Here is a 17,001-nt window from a genome sequence, read left to right as displayed (position 1 = left end):
ATCGGCGGCGCATACCCGAAGAGATCTTGGCCACGCGGGGTGCGAGTCGTGGGCACGTTACGGAGTGCAGTGGGTACCGAGTGACGGCGTTTCAGTGAGTGATCGGCAGGCCACGATCTCGGAGGCGCGGTCGTCCGATCCCACCACCGGTCACGCTCCACACGGATACGATCACCCTCGGTTCACATCGGGCGTCCAGTCCGTTCCGAGGTGCCTTTGAGGTCCGCGCGCCACCCTGGTGTCCGAGCCCTTGGAGTGAGGAGAACCCGGTGAGCCATCCGACGGTCCGGGCGGCCAAGACGAAGGTCCTGGTCGTCGACGACGAGCCGAACATCGGCGCCCTGCTGTCGGCGACGCTGCGGCTGACCGGCTTCGACGTGAGGGTCGCCCACGACGGCGGCGAGGGCGTCCGCGTCGCCGAGGACTACGCGCCCGACCTGGTGATCCTCGACGTGATGCTGCCCGACGTCGACGGCTTCGAGGTCGCCCGGCGCCTGCGCGGCAGAGGCCGCGACGTGCCCGTGCTCTTCCTGACCGCGCGCCACGCCGTCGAGGACCGCGTCGCCGGTCTCACCGTGGGCGCCGACGACTACGTCACCAAGCCGTTCAGCCTCGAAGAGGTCATCCTGCGCGTGCAGGCGATCCTGCGGCGCTCCAAGGCGGGCGCCGACGACGGCGTGCTCCGCTACGCCGATCTGGAGCTCGACGAGGACGCCCACGAGGTGCGGCGGGGCGGCGAGCACGTCGAGCTGTCGCCGACGGAGTTCAACCTGCTGCGCTACCTGATGGTCAACGCCGGGCGCGTGGTGAGCAAGGCGCAGATCCTCGACCGGGTCTGGAACTACGACTTCGGCGGCGACGGCCGCATCGTGGAGTCCTATGTGTACTACCTGCGCAAGAAGATCGACCAGCGCCATCCGCCGCTGATCCACACCGTGCGGGGTGTGGGTTACGCCCTGCGGGTGCCGAGGGCGAAGTGAGGGTCCGCCGCTGGAGCCACTGGCCCGTCCGCACGCGGATGGTGGTGATGATCGTGGCGATCATCGCGGTGGCGCTGACGGCGGCGATCGGCACGGCCGCGGTGCTGCTGCGCGGCTATCTCACCGACCGCATCGACAAGCAGCTGGAGGAGAGCGCCCGCTTCGCCTCCGGCCAGGTTCCCGGGGAGATGCCGGCGCCGCGCCTGCCCGGAACCCCCGGCGGCGGCCACCCCTTCGCCACCGAGGCGCCCCGCGTCTACTACTACGACCAGGCGGGAAACTACCTCTTCGCCGACGAGTCCAACTTCGGCGAGACACCGGAGGAGCTGTCCGGCGTCGGGTCGGTGCCCGCGCACGCCGCCGACGGGGAGCCGTTCACCGTGACCGACGCCGACGGCAACGTGTGGCGTCTCGAAGCCGTGCGGGACAGGAGCGGCGGGTACACCCTCGTCGCGCTGTCCCTCAACAGCGTCGACTCGACCCTCGCCCGGCTCGTCCTCATCGGCGGCGGGGTGAGCCTGCTGATCCTGGTGCTGCTCGCGGTGGGCGCCTCGTGGGTCGTGCGCATCGGGCTGCGCCCGCTGACGCGAATGGAGGCCACCGCCGCGCGGATCGCCGAGGGGGACCTCGACTCGCGCGTCCAGGACGTCGACCCGCACACCGAGACCGGGCGGCTGGGCGGCGCGCTGAACACGATGCTGGCGAGGATCCAGCGGGCCCTCGACGACCGGGCGGCCTCGGAGGCGCGGCTGCGGCAGTTCCTCGCCGACGCCTCGCACGAGCTGCGCACGCCGCTGACCTCGATCAAGGGCTTCGCGGAGCTGTACCGGCGCGGCGGGGCGCCGCCGGGGCCGGTCCTGGACGACACGATCGGCCGCATCGAGGACGAGTCGGAGCGGATGAGCCTGCTCGTCGACGACCTGATGCTGCTGGCCTCCCTCGACCGCCGGCGCCCGCTCGACCGGCACCCCGTCGACCTGCTCGCGGTGGCCGCCGACTCCGTCCGCGACGCCCACGCCCGCGCGCCGGGCCGGTCGCTGACCCTGGAGGCCTTGCCGGGTGACGACGTCCTGGAGCCGGTGACCGTCCCCGGCGACGAGCCCCGCCTGCGGCAGGTGCTGGCCAACCTGGTCGCCAACGCCCTGCGGCACACGCCGCCGGACGCGCGGATCGTCGTCCGCCTCGGCCGCTCGGGCGCCGACACCGAACGGCACACCGCCGAGATCAGCACGCGCCCCGCCGGGCCGGTCGCCGTCCTCGAAGTCGCCGACTCCGGCCCAGGCCTGACCGCCGGCGACGCCGCACGCGTCTTCGAGCGGCTCTACCGCGCCGATCCCAGCCGCGTGCGCGACCAGGGCTCGGCCGCCTCGGGCGCCGGGCTGGGGCTGTCCATCGTGGCCGCCATCGTCACCGGCCACGGCGGCTGTGTGCAGCTCGACACCTCCCCGGGAGAGGGCGCGACCTTCCGGGTCCTGCTCCCGCTCGACTGAAACGCTCGCCTTCTCGCCCGCCGCCGGATCCGTGGGGCGCCGTGGTCGCCGACCCCGTAGGCTCGCCAGACCGACGGCCGAGGGGGACCGACATGCCAGAACCGAAAACGCTGACCGAAGGCGACGCCCGCGACGGCATTCAACAGCAGGTCGTCGGCGGGGTGATCGCCCACGACGGCCTCATCCTGCTGCTGCGCCGCGCGCCGGCCGAGTACATGGCCGGGCAGTGGGAGCTGCCCTCGGGCAAGGTCGACCCGGGCGAGGACCTGTTCACCGCGCTGCACCGCGAGGTGCTGGAGGAGACCGGCCTGGTGGTCGAGAAGGTCGGCGCCTACCTCGGCTCCTTCGACTACACCTCGCGCGGGATCCGGATGCGGCAGCACAACTGGGAGCTGCGCGTCACCGCCGTCGAGCCGGTCCGGCTCTGCCCCGAGGAGCACGACGCCTTCGAATGGGTCAAGCCCGGCGACGCCCCCGGACCGGTCAGCCCCGACGTGCGAGGGCTGCTCAACGCGATCGCCTGAACTGTCGTACCGGGCGCCTACGCTGCGGACATGGTGACTTTCACAAGGGTTTCGCCCGTTCTGCCGGTCGGGGATCTCTCCGCGTCGGTCGCCCACTACCGCGCGCTCGGCTTCACCGTCGAGACCTACGCCGGCGAGGCGGAGTACGCCTTCGCCAGACGCGGTGGGATCGAACTGCACCTGTCGCGGGTCGACGGCCTCGAACCGGACCTGTCGGTGGTCTCGGCCTACCTGTACGTCGACGACGCCGAGGAGCTGTCGGAGGAGTGGTCGCGGTCGGGCGCGTCCGGCCGTTTCGTGCCGCCTGTCGACACCGACTACGGCCTGCGGGAGGGGGCGCACATCGACCCTGACGGGAACCTGCTGCGCTACGGGTCGCCGCTCAAGCAGTGAGGAAGGGCAGGACGACCTCGGCGAACTGCTCGGGGCTTCCGCTGTGGATCCGGTGCCCGGCCTCGGCGAAGGTGGCGATCCGGCAGTCGGGGATGGCCTCGGCCTGCGCGTCGAGCCGGTTCAACGGGACGGGCCCGCTCGGGCCGCCGTAGAGGAGCAGCGTCTCGGCGGTGATCGCGGGCAGCGCGGCCCACCAGTCGGGCGAAGGCGTCCGGTAGGCGGGGGCGACGTGACCGAGCGCCCGCTGGTCGAAGCGCAGCAGGGTCGGCAGCGTGCTCAAGACCTCCTTGGGGCCCATCCGCGCCCGCGGGCGCCGGTTGCGGTCGGCGAAGGGCATCGCCTCGGCCTCGTCGCGCGGCGGGGGCGGGCTCTCCTCGACGACCAGGCGCCGGACCAGCTTGGGCCGCGCCTGGGCGACCATCGTGGCCACGTGCCCGCCTAATGCGTGGCCGACCACGTCCACGCGCTCCAGGGCGAGTTCCCCGGCCAGGGCGAGGACGTCGTCGCGGAAGGCCTCGAAGGTGTAGTCGGCGCTGCGTCCGCTCTGGCCGTGGCCGCGCAGGTCGGGCACGATCGCCCGGCGGCCCACGGCGGCCAGGCGCCGCGCGAAGTCGGTCCAGCTGCGGCCGTCACCGGCCAGACCGTGGAGGAGCATGACGGGGACCTCGTCCCAAGCGCCCGGCGCGGCGGTCGCCTCGGGCGCCGCCGCCCAGGGGTTGTCCCAGCCGAGGTCGCCGTCGGCCGGGACCACACCGGTGTCGCGCCAGGCGAGTTCCACCCCGTCGGGAACGGCGCGCCTTAAGGTCCACAAGGGGCGTCTGCTCATGCGCGCACAGTACCTGGAGCCATCGGCGCCGCCACGGGCGCTTAGGCGGCCTTAAGAAGGATTTCGGCAAGGGCCTCGGGAGCGGTCAGCATCGGCCAGTGACCGGTGGGGATTTCGGCGAAGGTCCAGCCCGGCGCGTCGGCGAGAGCCGCGGCCTGCGGGACGAGTTCGGCGTTGGGGACGGTGCAGTTGACGTAGGTGGCGCGCAGCTGCGACAGCGGGCGCGCGAGCACGGCGGGCTGCGTGGCGGTGAGCCCGGGGTGCGGGACGGCTCTGGAGCGGAAGAACTCGGCCGGCTGCCCCTCGACGCCGAGTTCGGCGAGGTCTTCGATCGAGACCGGCGGCCACAGGCCACCGTTGTCGGCGATGAGCCCGCGCAGGTACTGCTGGCCCTCGGCGGAGAAGGCGCCGACCAGGCTCTCCCCCTCGACGGGCAGGTTCGCGTCGACGAAGATCGCGTGGGCGACCCGCTCGGGTTCGGCGGCGGCGACCTGGCCGGTGACGATTCCGGCGTAGCTGTGCCCGACGAGCACGACGTCGCTCAGGTCGAGACTGGCCAGCAACTCCCGCACGAAGGCGACGTGCTCGGCGAGGGTGACCGTGGCCGAGGGCTCGGCGGCGTGCGCGGCGAGGCCGGGCAGGGTGATGGGGTGGGCCTCGTGGCCGTGGGCCCGCAGCTCCCTGGTGACCGGCTCCCAGAGCCAGGCGCCGCTCCAGGCGCCGGGCACGAGCACGTACGTAGTCATGGCCGAAGAATAGAACACGGGTACGACGGCGACTCGTGCGGTCGGGAAACCCGCAGGTCAGAGGGCTAGCGGAAGTACAAGTGGACGGTCGTGCCCGGTGGGTCGGACGAGGCGGTCATGCGCAGGTCCGACACGAGGCCGGACAGCAGGGCCATCGCGACCGGGTCGCTGTTGGCGGCGTCGTCGACGGGGGCGCGGTCGGAGACGCGCACGGTGAAGCCCGCGCCGTTGCCCTCGCATTCGATGCGGACCCGGTCGCGCAGACCGTAGCGCTGATGCCGCGCGACGGCCTGGGCACACGCCTCACCCACGGCGAAGCGGACCTCATCGACCGCCTCGCCTTTCAGCCCCGCCTGCAGCGCGGCCGCGCCGGCCACGAGCCGGACGGTCCGTACATGCGCCGGCGCCGGTGTGAAGCTGACCCGCACCACGGGCATGGTCACGAACCGGCCGGACTGGCGGTGTCCTGGATGTCGAAGATCTGGTCCAGTCCGGTCAGCCGGAAGATCTTGAGGATGCGTTCCTGGTTGCACACGATGACCAATGTGCCGTTCACCTCACGCAGCCGTTTGAGCGTGCCGACGAGCACCCCCAGGCCGGTGGAGTCGCAGAACTCAACGCCGTTCATGTCGACCGTCAAGTGCCGTACGCCGTCGGTCACCAGTGAGCGCAGGCGTTCGCGCAGGCCAGGTGCCGAATACAGGTCGATCTCCCCACGGGCCGCGACGACCGAGCGGTCACCGTCGGTCTGCGTGGACAGCGCGAGTTCCATTTACCCTCCCGTACAGGTCGGCGCCGGGGCTGTAGTAGGTCTCACCTCGACCGTACTCATCATTCTTCCGCCGGTCGCCTCGCCGCAAGGACAGGTTAGCGGCAGTCGGGATGGGCCGCTCACGACCTTCTGTGCGACGCTCGTCAATCATGAGGCAGATCTCAGTGCCGACGGCGCTCCTGGAGCGGCTGCGGCTCAGCCGCGACGCGGAGTCGCTGCGGCACGTCCGGCGGATCCCCGCGCAGGCCGGGACGGTCGCGGCGTGGCCGTCATGGGTGCCCGGAGAGCTGCGTTCGGCACTGGTCAAACAGGGGGTCGAGGCGCCTTGGACGCACCAGGTGGAGGCCGCCGAGGCGGCGCACGCGGGCCGGCACGTCGTGATCTCGACGGGAACCGCCTCGGGTAAAACTCTGGCGTATCAGTTGCCCGCGCTGTCGGACATGCTCGACGACGACGCCGCCTGCACGCTGTACCTGTCTCCGACCAAGGCCCTGGCCGCCGACCAGATGCGCTCGGTCGCCGAACTGGAGCTCAGCTCGGTCACCGCGGCCGTCTTCGACGGCGACACCCCCTATGAGCAGCGGGAATGGCTGCGGCGGCACGCGCGGTTGCTGCTGTCGAACCCGGACATGCTGCACCACGGCATGCTTCCCCGGCACGAACGGTGGGCGAGGTTCCTGCGGCGCCTGAAGTACGTGATCGTCGACGAGTGCCACACCTACCGGGGCGTGTTCGGCTCGCACGTGGCACTGCTTCTGCGCAGGCTGCGGCGGGTGGCGGCGCTCTACGGCGCCGAACCGGTGTTCGTGCTGGCCTCGGCCACGACCGGCGACCCCGCCTATACCGCCGCCCGGCTCATAGGCGCCGACGTGCACGCCGTCACCGAGGACGCCTCCCCGCGCGCGGGCACGACCTTCGCGCTGTGGGAACCGCCGATGCTGCCCGACATCACCGGGGAGGGCGGCGCGCCGGTGCGCAAGTCGACGCTGACCGAGACCGCCGACCTGCTCACCGACCTCGTCGTGTCGGGTGTGCGCACGGTCGCGTTCGTCGGGTCGCGGCGCGGAGCGGAGGCGGTCGCGAGCATCACGAGGCAGGCGCTGGCCGACGTCGACCCGGATCTGCCCGGGCGTGTCGCGGCCTACCGCGCGGGCTATCTGCGCGAGGAGCGCCGCGACCTGGAGCGCCGCCTGCGGGAGGGCGACATCCTCGGGCTCGCGGCGACCAACGCCCTCGAACTCGGCGTCGACATCGCCGGCCTCGACGCGGTACTGCTCGCGGGGTACCCGGGACGGCTGGCCTCGGTGTGGCAGCAGTCGGGCCGCGCGGGACGTGCCGGACGTGAGGCGCTGGCGATCCTGGTCGCGCGCGACGACCCCTTGGACACCTACCTCGTGCACCACCCCGAGGCGATCTTCGACCGACCCGTCGAGGCGACCGTGCTCGACCCGGCCAACCCCTATGTCCTGGCGCCGCACCTGTGCCGCGCGGCCACCGAGTCGCACCTGACGGAGGCCGACGTCGAGCTGTTCGGCGGCGAGCCGGCCGCCACCGCGCTGGAAATGCTGTGCGAGGCGGGACTGCTGCGCAAACGGCGGGCGGGCTGGTTCTGGACCCGCCACGACCGGCCCGAACTTTCCCTGCGGGGTACCGGCGGCGAACCCGTCGCGGTCGTCGAAGGCGACACCGGGCAGCTCCTCGGGACCGTCGACGCGGCCTCCTCGCACTTCCTGACCCACCCCGGCGCGGTGTACGCCCACCAGGGCCGCACGTACCTCGTCGACACCCTCGACCTCGACGACGCCACCGCGATGGTGCACCCCGCCAACCCCGACTGGACCACCCATCCCCGCGACGTCACCGACCTGACCGTCCTGTCGGTGACCCGCCGGGTCGACGCCGGGCCCGTCGCCGCCTACCTCGGCGAGGTCGACGTGACCGGGCAGATCACCTCCTACCAGCGCCGGCGCGTCCCCAGCGGGCAGGTCATCGACGAGCAGCTGCTCGACCTGCCGCTGCGCTCGCTGCGGACGGTCGCCGTGTGGTGGACCATCGCGCCTTCGGCGCTCACCGACGCCGGGCTGTCCAAGCAGGACGTGCCGGGCGCGCTGCACGCCGCCGAGCACGCCGCGATCGGCCTGCTGCCGCTGGTGGCGACCTGCGACCGCTGGGACATCGGGGGCCTGTCGACGGCCGAGCACGCCGACACCGGGACGCCGACGATCTTCGTCTACGACGGGCATCCGGGCGGCGCGGGTTTCGCCGAGCGCGGTTTCGAGGCGATCGAGACGTGGCTGGCGGCGACCCGGCAGGCGATCAGGGCGTGCGAGTGCCCGGCCGGCTGTCCCTCGTGCGTGCAGTCGCCGAAGTGCGGCAACGGCAACGAGCCGCTCGACAAGGCCGGGGCCCTCGCGGTGCTGCGGGTGGTGCTCGACTCGCTGCGGGAGCGGACTTCCGGCGCGAAAACGAAGGACGCTAATACTCAGGGCCCCTAATGATTGGACGCGGGTCCTTTCACGCGGCACCATGATCGGATGTCCCTCACCGGTCTGTGGCACACCGATCCCCTCTACCTGGGCGGTATGGAGGCGGCCTCCGTCGCGCTCATGCCCGACGGGACGGGGTGGTACGAGCTGGCACGGGCCGGCGGCGCCGAGATCCGCGCGTTCACCTGGCGGCTTCCCGGCGAGGACAGGCTGCGGCTGTCGTACAACAACTACGTGCGGGTGGGCGAGGGGAAGGTCGCCGAGTCGAAGCGGACCGCCGAGGTGTGGGAGTCGGCCTTCCGGCTGGAGCACACCGCCGACCGCGCCGGGAACGACGTGACCGTGCTGAACCTGCTCGACCGGCCGCTGGGTGTGGACGAGTTGTTCGCGCTGGCCTCGACCGAGCCCGGGCCGCTCATCTCCGTCCGCGAGGCCCGCCCCGACGACCTGCGCACCTTGTGGACGCTGGCGACGCTGCCCAACGTCGGCCGCACCGCCGACCCCGGCCGCCCCATCGACCTCCCCGAGGCGGCGGCACCGCCGGAGAACTTCGCCGACATCGGTGATCCCGCCTCCCACATCGCCTTCCTCGTTGCGGAGTTCCAGGGCCGCGTCGTCGGCTGCGGCGGCATCCGCGCGGCCGGTCCCGGCGCCGCCGACGGGGTCGAGATCCGCAACGTCCGCGTCCATCCCGCCACGCGGCGCCTCGGCGTCGGGCGGACGGTGATCTCCGCCCTCGAACGGCGAGCCCGCGAGGTCGGGTACCGATTCGCGCACCTGGACACCGCGACCAACATGCCCGAGGCGATGGCGTTCTACGAGGGCATCGGTTACGTGGAGACGCACCGGCGCCGATTCCCGAAGTGGACGCTGGCGTACTTCAGCAAGAGCCTCTGACGCGGCGAAGCAAGGTCGCGAACATCGCGACGCCCACCACCACGCCGAGCGTGTACTCGACGAGCGCCACGGGCGTGAGCGCCGGTGGCGCGAAGCCGCCGGGAGCGGCCACCGTCGCGAGCAGTCTCCAGGCGCCCCAGCCGAACAGCGAGCCGGAGGCAGCGAACCCAAGGGCCGTGAGCACCCGCCCGCGGGCAACAAGGCTCACTGCGCCGACCAGCGCCCACAGCGCCGAGTTGGCCAGGAGCAGGCGGTCACCGACGGGCGTGCCGCTCACCCGCAGCCCCACCTCGCCCCCGAACGCCCAGTAGGACCACAGTGCCGCAAGTCCGCCGGCCGCAGCGAGCACCCACCACGGCCGGCGACCCACCGGTCCCGCGTCGAAGGCCCGCGGCCAGCGCTGCCACACGTAGATCGGAACCGCGACGGCCAAACCCGCCGCCATCCCCCCGAAACCGAGCACGAGCAGGACATCGTGCCAGGCCGGCGCCGTGGCCGCCGTCGTCGTGGTGGTCGTCGTGGTGGTCGTGGCCGCCGCCGTCGCGTCACCGCTCTCCCCGATCAGCCCGCGCAAGATCATCACCGGGATCATCGGCACCAGCAACCCCGCCCCGACCCAGGCCACGAACACCACCGGCGCCGCCGGAAGACGCGCACCCCAACGCATCGCGAGGGCAAGGCCCAGGGCCACCCCGACGCCCGCCATCGCGATGGTGACAACGTTGAGCGCGATCCAGTCCCCCATGGACTGCCCCGGGAGCCTGGTGTTGCCGACGATGAGGGCGGAGGCGACCCAGACCAGCTTCACGGCGAGGTAGAGGGAAACGGAGCCCGCGGCGGCGAAGCCCGCGATGCGCCGGATGGTCGTGAGGCGGTCTGACGGGGACATGGCGCGAGTGTTTCCGGCGACGACGGCGGGCCGCGTCCCCCGCGGCGGGGAGCGAGTCACCCGGCGTGGGGAGGGGCGCCGGTGGCGGGGCAGTGGATCGCTCGTGGCGGGGGTTCGCCCGTCGCGGGGTGGTCGCATGTGGCGGGGCGGTCGGAGTTCCGAGCGGCGGCCCGGCCGAAGGGCGTGACTCGGCACGCGCAGCCGTAGCCCAGCGGGACGACTCGCGCAGTCGGGCCGGCGGATTCTGGCGTGTGCGGGCTCCCGAGAGGAAGACCGTCGCCCGGCCTAGACCCACACAGGACCCGCACGGGCGGAGGCTATCGCTTGGCCGCCGAGTTCGGCGGCGGGCACGAAGCCCGGGGTGACCTCGACCGTCACCGTCGCTTCCAAGCCGGTGATGACGCAGGAGGTGACGGTCGCGTTGTTGGCGGCGGCGATGTTGCGGGCGTGCGTACACGCGGTCTGTTGGCCTTCGAGGGCGCGCGAGGCCGCGGCGAGGGCGGCGAAGTCCGCGGCCGACTGGGCTTGGTGGCGCGCGTGGAGGGCGGCGCCGAGAGTGACGCCGAGTAGAGCGAAGAGCAGAACGCTCAAGCCGACGCCGAGGGCACTCACGGAGACCGCCCCGGAGTCGCCGCCGGCGCGGGAGCGGCGGCGGAGAAGGCCCTGGAAGCGATCGAGGGAACGGCGGAAACGGCGACGAGGGAAGTGACGCGAGGCGCGGAAACGGAGGTGGAGCATGGCGGACCCTCTCAGTGGACGACGCGACAGTGAAGGTGAAGAGCCAGCGGCGGCTGGAGTCGGCAGGAAACGGTCACGGCTGGGGACGGCGACGGTGACGGTGACGGCGGGAATGGACTACGGCGCTGCCGTTGGGGTTGGCTGTGTGCCAAAGCGATCGAGACCGAGGCCGAGACCGAGGCCGAGACCGCGAGCAAAGGGCGCAGGGCCGGCGGCCACGGCCGGAGCTCGCAGCAGCAGGGCGGCGGCCCAGCGCGAAGGAGAGCGATGCAGCGCCGACGCGGGTGGCAGATAGCGGGTGGCGGTTGCCAGCAGGCTCAGGCCCCCGGACCAGCTCCCCGAGCCCGACCCACCGCGCACCGGCCGCCCTCCGGCTCACCGTCCCCGACTCACCGGGACCGGGCCACCGTCCCCACCCGCCTTCCAAACCCACCGGGTCCAGGTCACCGTCCCCACCCACCGGGTCCGACCCACCGGGTCCAGGTCACCATCCCCACCCACCGTCCCCACCCGCCATCCCCACCCACCGGGTCCAGGCGCCGGGTCCAGGCCGCCGGGACCCGTCGAGTCGGGAGGGCCTCGGATCCGGGTGGGCCGGGTCGCCGTGGTCCTGCCCCAGCGGGTGAGGACTCGTCGGGGGCGGGGTGGTGGGTGGGGCGGTGGTGGGGTCACCACGTGGTGTCCTCCGGTTCCATCGCGGCGACGGCGTCGCCGGACACGGTGATCGGCGGCAGCAGGTCGCCGAGGAGCGGTACCGAGGCGGTGACCTCGGCGTGGAAGGTGTCACCGGCGGCGGCCGCCGTGACGGTGGCGCCGGGAGGGGCGCGGCGGTTGGCGGCGGCGGTCGCCGACTCGCCCCGGGCGCCGGCGAGGGCGGCCTCCCGGGCGGCGTCGAGGCACTGGATGCGGGTGGTGACGGCGTTGACGGCGCTGAGGCCCGCGGTCAGCAGCAGGACGGCGGCGGGGAGGACGACGGCGAACTCGGCGGTGACGGATCCGCGTTCGCGGTCGTTGCCGTGCCGGCGGTGAGACCGCGGGCGGCTGCGGGGCCGCAGGCTGAGGCGGCTCAACTCAGTGCCCTTTCGATGATGGCGGTGAGGGCCGTGGTCACCGCTCCCGAGGTGACGACCTTGTAGAGGATCGCGGCGAAGCCCACGGCGGCGATGGCGACCATCGCGTACTCGCCCGACATCGAGCCCCGGTCGCCGCGCAGGCGGCGCGTTTTCGTCGGTTCCATGAACCTGTCCTTTCACTGGTTGGTCGGCATGACGTCGCCGAGGACGGCGACGATCACGGGTACGAGCCCCATGAGCACGAAGGCCGGGAGGAAGCACAGCCCGACGGGCATGACCACGAGGACTCCGGCGCGTTCGGCGGCCGCCTCACCGGCGTGCGCGGCGGCTTCCCGCGACTCCTCGGCGAGGCGCCGCAGCCCGGCGGCCAGCGCGGCTCCCGAACCGCTGCTGCGGACGGCGGCGGCGATCAGGCGCTCCCCGCCGGGCAGGTCGGCGAGCGGTCTCCACGCCTCCTCGGGGTCGCGGTCGTGGTCGAGCGCGGCCGCGACGGCGTGCAGGCGTTCGGCCAGGGGTGGCGCCGAGGCCGAGGCGACCGTGCGGATGGCCGTGACGGTCGGCGAGCCCGCGGTGAGGCAGGCGGCGAGCAGGTCGAGGGCGAAGGGAAGCTCGTCGGCGGCGATGGCGCGGGCCCTGAGAACCGCTCGTGGTTCGCGGGTGCGCAGGGCGCGGTCGACGGCGAAGGCCGCCGCGCATCCGGTCACCAGACCGGCCAGGGGGCCGAGCACGACGACGGCGGCGATCACGATGAGGACGGCCAGCGCCGGGCGTGCGGCGCGGGTTCGCAGGCGCTCGCGGGCCGAGGTGGGCGCCGAGCGGGTCCGCAGCCCGCGCAGGCGCTCGACGGGCTTCATTCCCGGCTCCCGGCGTGTTCGGTGCCGCGATGGCGGTGGACGGGCCCGATGGCCCGGATCACCGGTGTGTCCTCACCGAAGCGGATCTCGGCGTGCCATGGCGCGAACAGGTGCCAGGGCCAGAATCCGTCCTCGGCGGGCTGGTCGTCGGCCGGTTCGGCGAGTCCGGTGCGCGTGGTCATGACGGAACCTCCCTGGGTGTGGTGAGCCGCCGGGCCCAGGTCAGGCCCAGCATCTGGAGTGCGACGGCGGCCAGCGCACAGGCGGCGCCGGCCGGGGTGTGGAACAAGACGGCGAGGACGTCGCCGCCCAGTGCCGAGCCGATGAGCAGCCCGGCGACGGGCAGGGCCGCGAGCAGGATCGTGGTGGCGCGTGAGCCGCTGACATGGACGGCGGCGCGGGCTTCGCGGCGGAGCCTGGCGCGCAGGTCGGCGTCGAGGCGGTCGAGGATGTCGGCGCAGGCCGCGCCGGTGGTGTCGGCGACCTGCCAGGCGGCGCGCAGCCGGCGGCGGGCGGTGCGGCAGAGCGGGTCGCCTTCGGTGGGAAGGGCGGCGAGGGTCTCTTGGACCGCCCGGTGGGCAGGGGCGCCGGCGCGAAGGTCGGCGGCGAGCAGGGCGATGGCGCGGCGGGTGCGTTCGCGGGCGAGGGCCGCCGACTTGGCGTCCCGGTGGCGGTGCAGGGCCACGAGCGCGGCCGCGCTGTAGACGGCGGCCAGGAAGGCGGCGACGGGCCCCTCCCAGGCGAACCCGGCGGCGGCGAGCGCCGCGATGTAGGTGAAGGCCGTCCGGCGGGATCGCAGCGGCGACAGGCGCTCCAGGGCCCGTTTACGGTCCGTTGTGGACGGACGGCGGACGGGACCGAGGGCGGCGAGGCGGGCGCGGGCGCGACCGGTCCGGGTGCTGAGCATCGACGCGCCTTCGGGGCGGTGTGCGCGAGAGAGCACACGGCCACCTGGCGCGGGTGGGTAATCGCGGTCGGGCCGGCCGAGCACCGTTTCGGCGCCGAGCCGGCGGAGGCTCGCGTACTGGGGTGCTGCTCCCGGACGGCGGGACCAGTTCGGCGGCTCGGCGGACACGTGGGCCAAAGACGCCAGCGACCGCCGACTCGGCATCGGCCCGCCGTCAGGGCCCAGATGGCCGCGCCGTCCACGGCGCACGACGGGCGTTCGGGTGCTCAGCATCGGCCTGCCTCCAGGACTTCGGGTACGTCGACGCCTCGGACGCGAAGCAGCTCGGCGAGTTCGGGCGCGGCCGGGCCGGCGCCCGAATTCCTGCGCCAAGCCGGGATCGCGCGCACTCCGCGCCCGTCCGGGCCGAGACGCAGCAGGCTCACCTCGTCGAGGACCCGCCCCGACGGGGTCCGGCGCAGGTGCAGGACCATCCGCAGCGCGGCGGCGACCTGGGCGTGCAGCCCCGTACGGTCGAGGCCGTGGGGCAGGGCGAGGGCTTCGAGGCGCGCCGGGACGTCGGCGGGACTATTCGCGTGAACGGTCCCGGCGCCTCCGTCGTGGCCGGTGTTGAGGGCCGTCAGGAGCTCGGCGACCTCGGCGCCGCGGCACTCGCCGACGATGATGCGGTCCGGGCGCATCCGCAGGGCCTGCCGCACGAGGTCCTTGAGTTCGACCGAACCGGCTCCCTCCACATTGGACGTGCGGGCTTCGAGGCTGAGGACGTGCGGGTGGTCCGGGCGCAGTTCGGCGGCGTCCTCGACGATGACGATCCGCTCCGAGGGGTCCACCAGGCCGAGCAGTGCGCTGAGCAGGGTGGTCTTCCCCGAGCCGGTGCCGCCGGTGACGAGCAGGGCGAGACGTGCGGCGACCAGCGCGGCGAGCAGCTCGGCCGCGCCGGGGGTGAGCGTGCCGGCGTCGATGAGTTCGCCGAGGGTGAAGGCGCGCGAGCGGAACATGCGCAGCGACAGGTACGGGCCGCGCACGGCCACCGGTGGCAGCACGGCGTGCAGGCGGGTGCCGTCGGCGAGGCGGGCGTCGACGTAGGGGTGCGCGTCGTCGAGCCGGCGACCGCACGCGGCGGCCAGGCGCTGCGCGAGGCGCCGCACGGCGGTGGCCCCGCCGACGTCGACCTCGACGCGTTCGAGGCCGTGCCCGCGGTCGATCCAGACGTGTTCGGGGCCGTTGACGAGGAGGTCGGTGACCTCGGGGTCGCAGACGAAGGGCTCGAGCGGGCCGGCGTCGTCGAGAGTGGAGGTCTTCATGCCGCCGCCATCTCCTCGATGTCGGCGAGCAGGTCCGCGCAGAGGTTGGCGATGCGGCTGCGGTCGCGGATGTGCTCGAAGGAGCCGTGGTGGAGGTTCCCGGCGAGGACCGGGTCGGTCTCGTAGACGCCGCCGAGGGGCAGGCCGAGGGTCTCGGCGATCTCGGCCGGCGGGAGGGCGACGCCGGGGGTCTTGCGGACGAGGAGGCGGGGCGGGTCCCAGTGCGGACCGTAGGCGGTGACGACCCGGCGCGCGGCGGCGCTGCCGTGGACATCTCCGCGCACGACGAGGTAGCCGCCGGTGCAGCGTTCGGCGACGCGGGTCGCGGCGGCGTCGGGGCGGCGGGGCAGGTCGGCGACGACGATCTCGAAGGAGCGGCGGGCGGCGTCGAGAACACGGTCGGCGAGCTGCGGTGGGACGGGAGCGGCAGGTTCGAGACTGAGCGGGTCAGGGCCGCGGGTGGACAGCAGCGCGAGGCGTTCGTCGTGGGGAAGGGCGTCGTGCAGTTCGGCGGGTGGTTCGTCGAGGTCGGGCCAGCGCAGGCCGGGATGCCGCTCCCAGCCGAGGAGCAGGTCGAGGCCGCCGCCGAGAGGGTCGAAGTCGACGAGGAGGGTCCGGGCTCCCGAGCGGGCCGCGCGCACGGCGAGGGCCGCCGCCACGACGCTGGCACCGGCGCCCCCACCGCCGCCGACGATGCCGAGGACGGGCGCGAGCGGGGCCTCTTCGAGGTCGAACCAGCGGCTCAGCCAGGCGTGGGCGGCGGTGAGCGGGGCGACGTAGGAGGCACCGATGCGCACCGCCGCTCCCCACGGTTGGGTGCGGGCGCGCGGGTCGTCGGGGAGGAGGACGGCGACGCGGTCGCGGTGTGGGAACTCGGCGCGGGCACAGGCCTCGGCGGCGTCGGGGCCGATGACCACGCATGGCGAGCGCGACCAGTAGCGGCGGGCCGCCGTGACGTCCGGGGCCACGATCGGGTCGAGCCGGGCGGCGGAGGTGATGCGCAGGAGTCCGTCGAGGACGGTGGTGTCGGCGGTGATGAACAGCGGGCGTTCGGTGCTTGTTTTGTACGGCATGGCTGCTTCGCTCCTGGTTCGGGCCGAATGTGCTGACTCGACGGTCCCCGAGCCGGAGCGCCCGCGCCAGTGGAGCCCGGGGAGGGCTGTGGATAACTGACCGGTTGTGGATAACTCTGTGAACAGGGCGGCCCCGCACCGCTCATCGGCGGCCGTCGGGCAGCACACTGGCGCCATGCCTCTGCTGATCGCGGTGACCGGCTCGACGCCGGGTGTCGGAAAGTCGACGCTCTGCGCGGCCCTGGACGAAGCCCTTTCCGCCGCGGGCCGCCGAGTCGACCACTTCCGCGAGGAGGAGATCCTCACCCGCCCGGCGTTCGCCCGAGTCGCCGCGGAGTTCGCTTCCACCAAGCGGGTCACGCCCGCCGCACTCGTTCAGGCCACCGCCGCCTACGCGCGGACGGTCGACGACATCGCCGTCACCGACGCCCTGCTCCCCTACCTCCCGTCAATGCTGGCGTGGGGGCACGGGGAGCACGAACTGGCAGGTTTCGTCGCCGACCTCGGCGAGGCGGTCGGGGACACGGCCACCGTCGTCGTGCACCTCGACGGCGATCCGGCGACGGCGCTTCCCCGCGCGATTGCGCGCGAGGAGGCCGGCTGGATCGACTGGTACGTGCGCAAACTCGACTCCTACGACCCGGATCCGCCCGTCGCCGACACCGTCGGAGCCGTCGCGCATCTGGAGCGGGAGCGCGCCACCACGCGGCGGCTACTGGAGTCGGGGCCCTTCCCGGTCGTCCACATCGAGCGGGCCGACGAGCGTCCGAGCGGCGAAGTCCTCGCACTGGCGCTGGCCGGGATCGAGGCAGCAATGGACGCGCGAGCTGCGGGGGAATAGAGGACGGCCCCTATCGGGGGGGAAGACAGGGGCCGTCGGGGGGTCCGGCTCCGGGGGGGATGCGAGCCAGACCCGCTCAGCGGCCACGGGGGGAGGCAACCGCTGAGGGTTCATATGGACGCGGGAACAAGGTTGGAGATGAAACCGCGTCACTTGTGTGTGTACCACAAGCATGCCCGAAGATGCACCCCGGCGTCGAGCCGGGAGG

The 17,001-nt window shown here is 73.3% G+C and carries 20 protein-coding genes; 7 read left to right on the top strand and 13 right to left on the bottom strand.

The window, feature by feature from the left end; translation table 11 throughout:
- Positions 1–269: 269 nt before the first annotated feature.
- The 4 genes from AB0I28_RS05470 (at position 270) to AB0I28_RS05455 (ending at position 3,387) form a co-directional block, all read left to right on the top strand.
- Positions 270–980 carry a response regulator transcription factor gene (locus tag AB0I28_RS05470; RefSeq protein ID WP_357489767.1) on the top strand — a complete coding sequence of 237 codons (711 nt, stop codon included), beginning with the start codon at positions 270–272 and terminating at the stop codon, positions 978–980.
- A complete protein-coding gene (locus tag AB0I28_RS05465) occupies positions 977–2,470 on the top strand; it encodes a HAMP domain-containing sensor histidine kinase (protein ID WP_357489765.1) in 1,494 nt (497 codons plus the stop codon). Before AB0I28_RS05470 ends, AB0I28_RS05465 begins: the two co-directional genes overlap by 4 nt.
- 92 nt (positions 2,471–2,562) lie before the next feature.
- Positions 2,563–2,994: an NUDIX domain-containing protein gene (locus AB0I28_RS05460; RefSeq protein WP_357489763.1), complete on the top strand. Its 432-nt coding sequence runs from the start codon at positions 2,563–2,565 to the stop codon at positions 2,992–2,994.
- A 30-nt stretch (positions 2,995–3,024) separates the two neighbouring features.
- A complete protein-coding gene (locus AB0I28_RS05455; RefSeq protein WP_357489761.1) occupies positions 3,025–3,387 on the top strand; it encodes a VOC family protein in 363 nt (120 codons plus the stop codon).
- Here the strand turns inward: AB0I28_RS05455 and AB0I28_RS05450 are convergent.
- The 4 genes from AB0I28_RS05450 to AB0I28_RS05435 form a co-directional block, all read right to left on the bottom strand.
- Positions 3,377–4,213: an alpha/beta hydrolase gene (locus AB0I28_RS05450; protein ID WP_357489759.1), complete on the bottom strand. Its 837-nt coding sequence runs from the start codon at positions 4,211–4,213 to the stop codon at positions 3,377–3,379. The genes AB0I28_RS05455 and AB0I28_RS05450 overlap by 11 nt on opposite strands.
- 41 nt (positions 4,214–4,254) lie before the next feature.
- A complete protein-coding gene (locus AB0I28_RS05445) occupies positions 4,255–4,959 on the bottom strand; it encodes an alpha/beta hydrolase (RefSeq protein WP_357489757.1) in 705 nt (234 codons plus the stop codon).
- 65 nt (positions 4,960–5,024) lie between these two features.
- Positions 5,025–5,396 (bottom strand): ATP-binding protein, encoded by a 372-nt coding sequence (locus AB0I28_RS05440; RefSeq protein WP_357490834.1) that lies wholly within the window; start codon positions 5,394–5,396, stop codon positions 5,025–5,027.
- Positions 5,397–5,398: 2 nt separating this feature from the next.
- Positions 5,399–5,731: an STAS domain-containing protein gene (locus tag AB0I28_RS05435; protein WP_357489755.1), complete on the bottom strand. Its 333-nt coding sequence runs from the start codon at positions 5,729–5,731 to the stop codon at positions 5,399–5,401.
- A 149-nt stretch (positions 5,732–5,880) separates the two neighbouring features.
- On the opposite strand from AB0I28_RS05435, the gene AB0I28_RS05430 reads away from it, so the two are divergent.
- Complete coding sequence (locus tag AB0I28_RS05430) at positions 5,881–8,226, top strand: DEAD/DEAH box helicase (protein WP_357489753.1); 2,346 nt, start codon at positions 5,881–5,883, stop codon at positions 8,224–8,226.
- 39 nt (positions 8,227–8,265) lie between these two features.
- On the top strand, positions 8,266–9,114 hold the full coding sequence (locus AB0I28_RS05425; RefSeq protein ID WP_357489751.1) for a GNAT family N-acetyltransferase: 849 nt from the start codon (positions 8,266–8,268) through the stop codon (positions 9,112–9,114).
- On the opposite strand, the gene AB0I28_RS05420 is transcribed toward AB0I28_RS05425, so the two are convergent.
- The 9 genes from AB0I28_RS05420 to ssd all read right to left on the bottom strand — a co-directional run bounded on the left by AB0I28_RS05420 (position 9,098) and on the right by ssd (position 15,952).
- On the bottom strand, positions 9,098–10,003 hold the full coding sequence (locus tag AB0I28_RS05420) for a hypothetical protein (RefSeq protein ID WP_357489749.1): 906 nt from the start codon (positions 10,001–10,003) through the stop codon (positions 9,098–9,100). The two genes, AB0I28_RS05425 and AB0I28_RS05420, sit on opposite strands and share 17 nt — an antisense overlap.
- A gap of 285 nt (positions 10,004–10,288) precedes the next feature.
- Positions 10,289–10,741, bottom strand: coding sequence for an Rv3654c family TadE-like protein (locus AB0I28_RS05415; RefSeq protein ID WP_357489747.1), 453 nt, complete (start codon positions 10,739–10,741; stop codon positions 10,289–10,291).
- A gap of 668 nt (positions 10,742–11,409) precedes the next feature.
- Positions 11,410–11,811: a TadE family type IV pilus minor pilin gene (locus AB0I28_RS05410; RefSeq protein ID WP_357489745.1), complete on the bottom strand. Its 402-nt coding sequence runs from the start codon at positions 11,809–11,811 to the stop codon at positions 11,410–11,412.
- Positions 11,808–11,978 carry a DUF4244 domain-containing protein gene (locus tag AB0I28_RS05405; protein WP_357489743.1) on the bottom strand — a complete coding sequence of 57 codons (171 nt, stop codon included), beginning with the start codon at positions 11,976–11,978 and terminating at the stop codon, positions 11,808–11,810. Before AB0I28_RS05405 ends, AB0I28_RS05410 begins: the two co-directional genes overlap by 4 nt.
- Positions 11,979–11,990: 12 nt before the next feature.
- On the bottom strand, positions 11,991–12,668 hold the full coding sequence (locus AB0I28_RS05400; protein WP_357489741.1) for a type II secretion system F family protein: 678 nt from the start codon (positions 12,666–12,668) through the stop codon (positions 11,991–11,993).
- Positions 12,665–12,850 carry a hypothetical protein gene (locus AB0I28_RS05395; RefSeq protein ID WP_357489739.1) on the bottom strand — a complete coding sequence of 62 codons (186 nt, stop codon included), beginning with the start codon at positions 12,848–12,850 and terminating at the stop codon, positions 12,665–12,667. The genes AB0I28_RS05400 and AB0I28_RS05395 overlap by 4 nt, the downstream gene beginning before the upstream one ends.
- Positions 12,847–13,575 carry a hypothetical protein gene (locus AB0I28_RS05390; RefSeq protein WP_357489737.1) on the bottom strand — a complete coding sequence of 243 codons (729 nt, stop codon included), beginning with the start codon at positions 13,573–13,575 and terminating at the stop codon, positions 12,847–12,849. Before AB0I28_RS05390 ends, AB0I28_RS05395 begins: the two co-directional genes overlap by 4 nt.
- A 266-nt stretch (positions 13,576–13,841) precedes the next feature.
- Positions 13,842–14,879 (bottom strand): TadA family conjugal transfer-associated ATPase, encoded by a 1,038-nt coding sequence (locus AB0I28_RS05385; RefSeq protein ID WP_357489735.1) that lies wholly within the window; start codon positions 14,877–14,879, stop codon positions 13,842–13,844.
- Complete coding sequence (ssd, locus tag AB0I28_RS05380; protein WP_357489733.1) at positions 14,876–15,952, bottom strand: septum site-determining protein Ssd; 1,077 nt, start codon at positions 15,950–15,952, stop codon at positions 14,876–14,878. Before ssd ends, AB0I28_RS05385 begins: the two co-directional genes overlap by 4 nt.
- Positions 15,953–16,127: 175 nt before the next feature.
- Here ssd and AB0I28_RS05375 point away from each other — a divergent pair, with 175 nt between their 5' ends.
- On the top strand, positions 16,128–16,793 hold the full coding sequence (locus tag AB0I28_RS05375) for a hypothetical protein (RefSeq protein ID WP_357489731.1): 666 nt from the start codon (positions 16,128–16,130) through the stop codon (positions 16,791–16,793).
- Positions 16,794–17,001 lie beyond the last annotated feature (208 nt).

This window comes from Phytomonospora sp. NPDC050363 (assembly GCF_040655735.1).
Lineage (GTDB): Bacteria > Actinomycetota > Actinomycetes > Mycobacteriales > Micromonosporaceae > Phytomonospora.
Note: the sequence above shows the minus strand (reverse complement) of the source record. Positions and strands in the feature narration are given on the sequence as shown.

Coding starts and splice junctions, on each gene's coding strand:
- AB0I28_RS05460 (WP_357489763.1), top strand. CDS start 2,563: ATGCCAGAACCGAAAACGCTGACCGAAGGCGACGCCCGCGACGGCATT.
- AB0I28_RS05455 (WP_357489761.1), top strand. CDS start 3,025: ATGGTGACTTTCACAAGGGTTTCGCCCGTTCTGCCGGTCGGGGATCTC.
- AB0I28_RS05450 (WP_357489759.1), bottom strand. CDS start 4,213: ATGAGCAGACGCCCCTTGTGGACCTTAAGGCGCGCCGTTCCCGACGGG.
- AB0I28_RS05445 (WP_357489757.1), bottom strand. CDS start 4,959: ATGACTACGTACGTGCTCGTGCCCGGCGCCTGGAGCGGCGCCTGGCTC.
- AB0I28_RS05440 (WP_357490834.1), bottom strand. CDS start 5,396: ATGCCCGTGGTGCGGGTCAGCTTCACACCGGCGCCGGCGCATGTACGG.
- AB0I28_RS05435 (WP_357489755.1), bottom strand. CDS start 5,731: ATGGAACTCGCGCTGTCCACGCAGACCGACGGTGACCGCTCGGTCGTC.
- AB0I28_RS05430 (WP_357489753.1), top strand. CDS start 5,881: ATGAGGCAGATCTCAGTGCCGACGGCGCTCCTGGAGCGGCTGCGGCTC.
- AB0I28_RS05425 (WP_357489751.1), top strand. CDS start 8,266: ATGTCCCTCACCGGTCTGTGGCACACCGATCCCCTCTACCTGGGCGGT.
- AB0I28_RS05420 (WP_357489749.1), bottom strand. CDS start 10,003: ATGTCCCCGTCAGACCGCCTCACGACCATCCGGCGCATCGCGGGCTTC.
- AB0I28_RS05415 (WP_357489747.1), bottom strand. CDS start 10,741: ATGCTCCACCTCCGTTTCCGCGCCTCGCGTCACTTCCCTCGTCGCCGT.
- AB0I28_RS05405 (WP_357489743.1), bottom strand. CDS start 11,978: ATGGAACCGACGAAAACGCGCCGCCTGCGCGGCGACCGGGGCTCGATG.
- AB0I28_RS05400 (WP_357489741.1), bottom strand. CDS start 12,668: ATGAAGCCCGTCGAGCGCCTGCGCGGGCTGCGGACCCGCTCGGCGCCC.
- AB0I28_RS05395 (WP_357489739.1), bottom strand. CDS start 12,850: ATGACCACGCGCACCGGACTCGCCGAACCGGCCGACGACCAGCCCGCC.
- AB0I28_RS05390 (WP_357489737.1), bottom strand. CDS start 13,575: ATGCTCAGCACCCGGACCGGTCGCGCCCGCGCCCGCCTCGCCGCCCTC.
- AB0I28_RS05385 (WP_357489735.1), bottom strand. CDS start 14,879: ATGAAGACCTCCACTCTCGACGACGCCGGCCCGCTCGAGCCCTTCGTC.
- ssd (WP_357489733.1), bottom strand. CDS start 15,952: ATGCCGTACAAAACAAGCACCGAACGCCCGCTGTTCATCACCGCCGAC.
- AB0I28_RS05375 (WP_357489731.1), top strand. CDS start 16,128: ATGCCTCTGCTGATCGCGGTGACCGGCTCGACGCCGGGTGTCGGAAAG.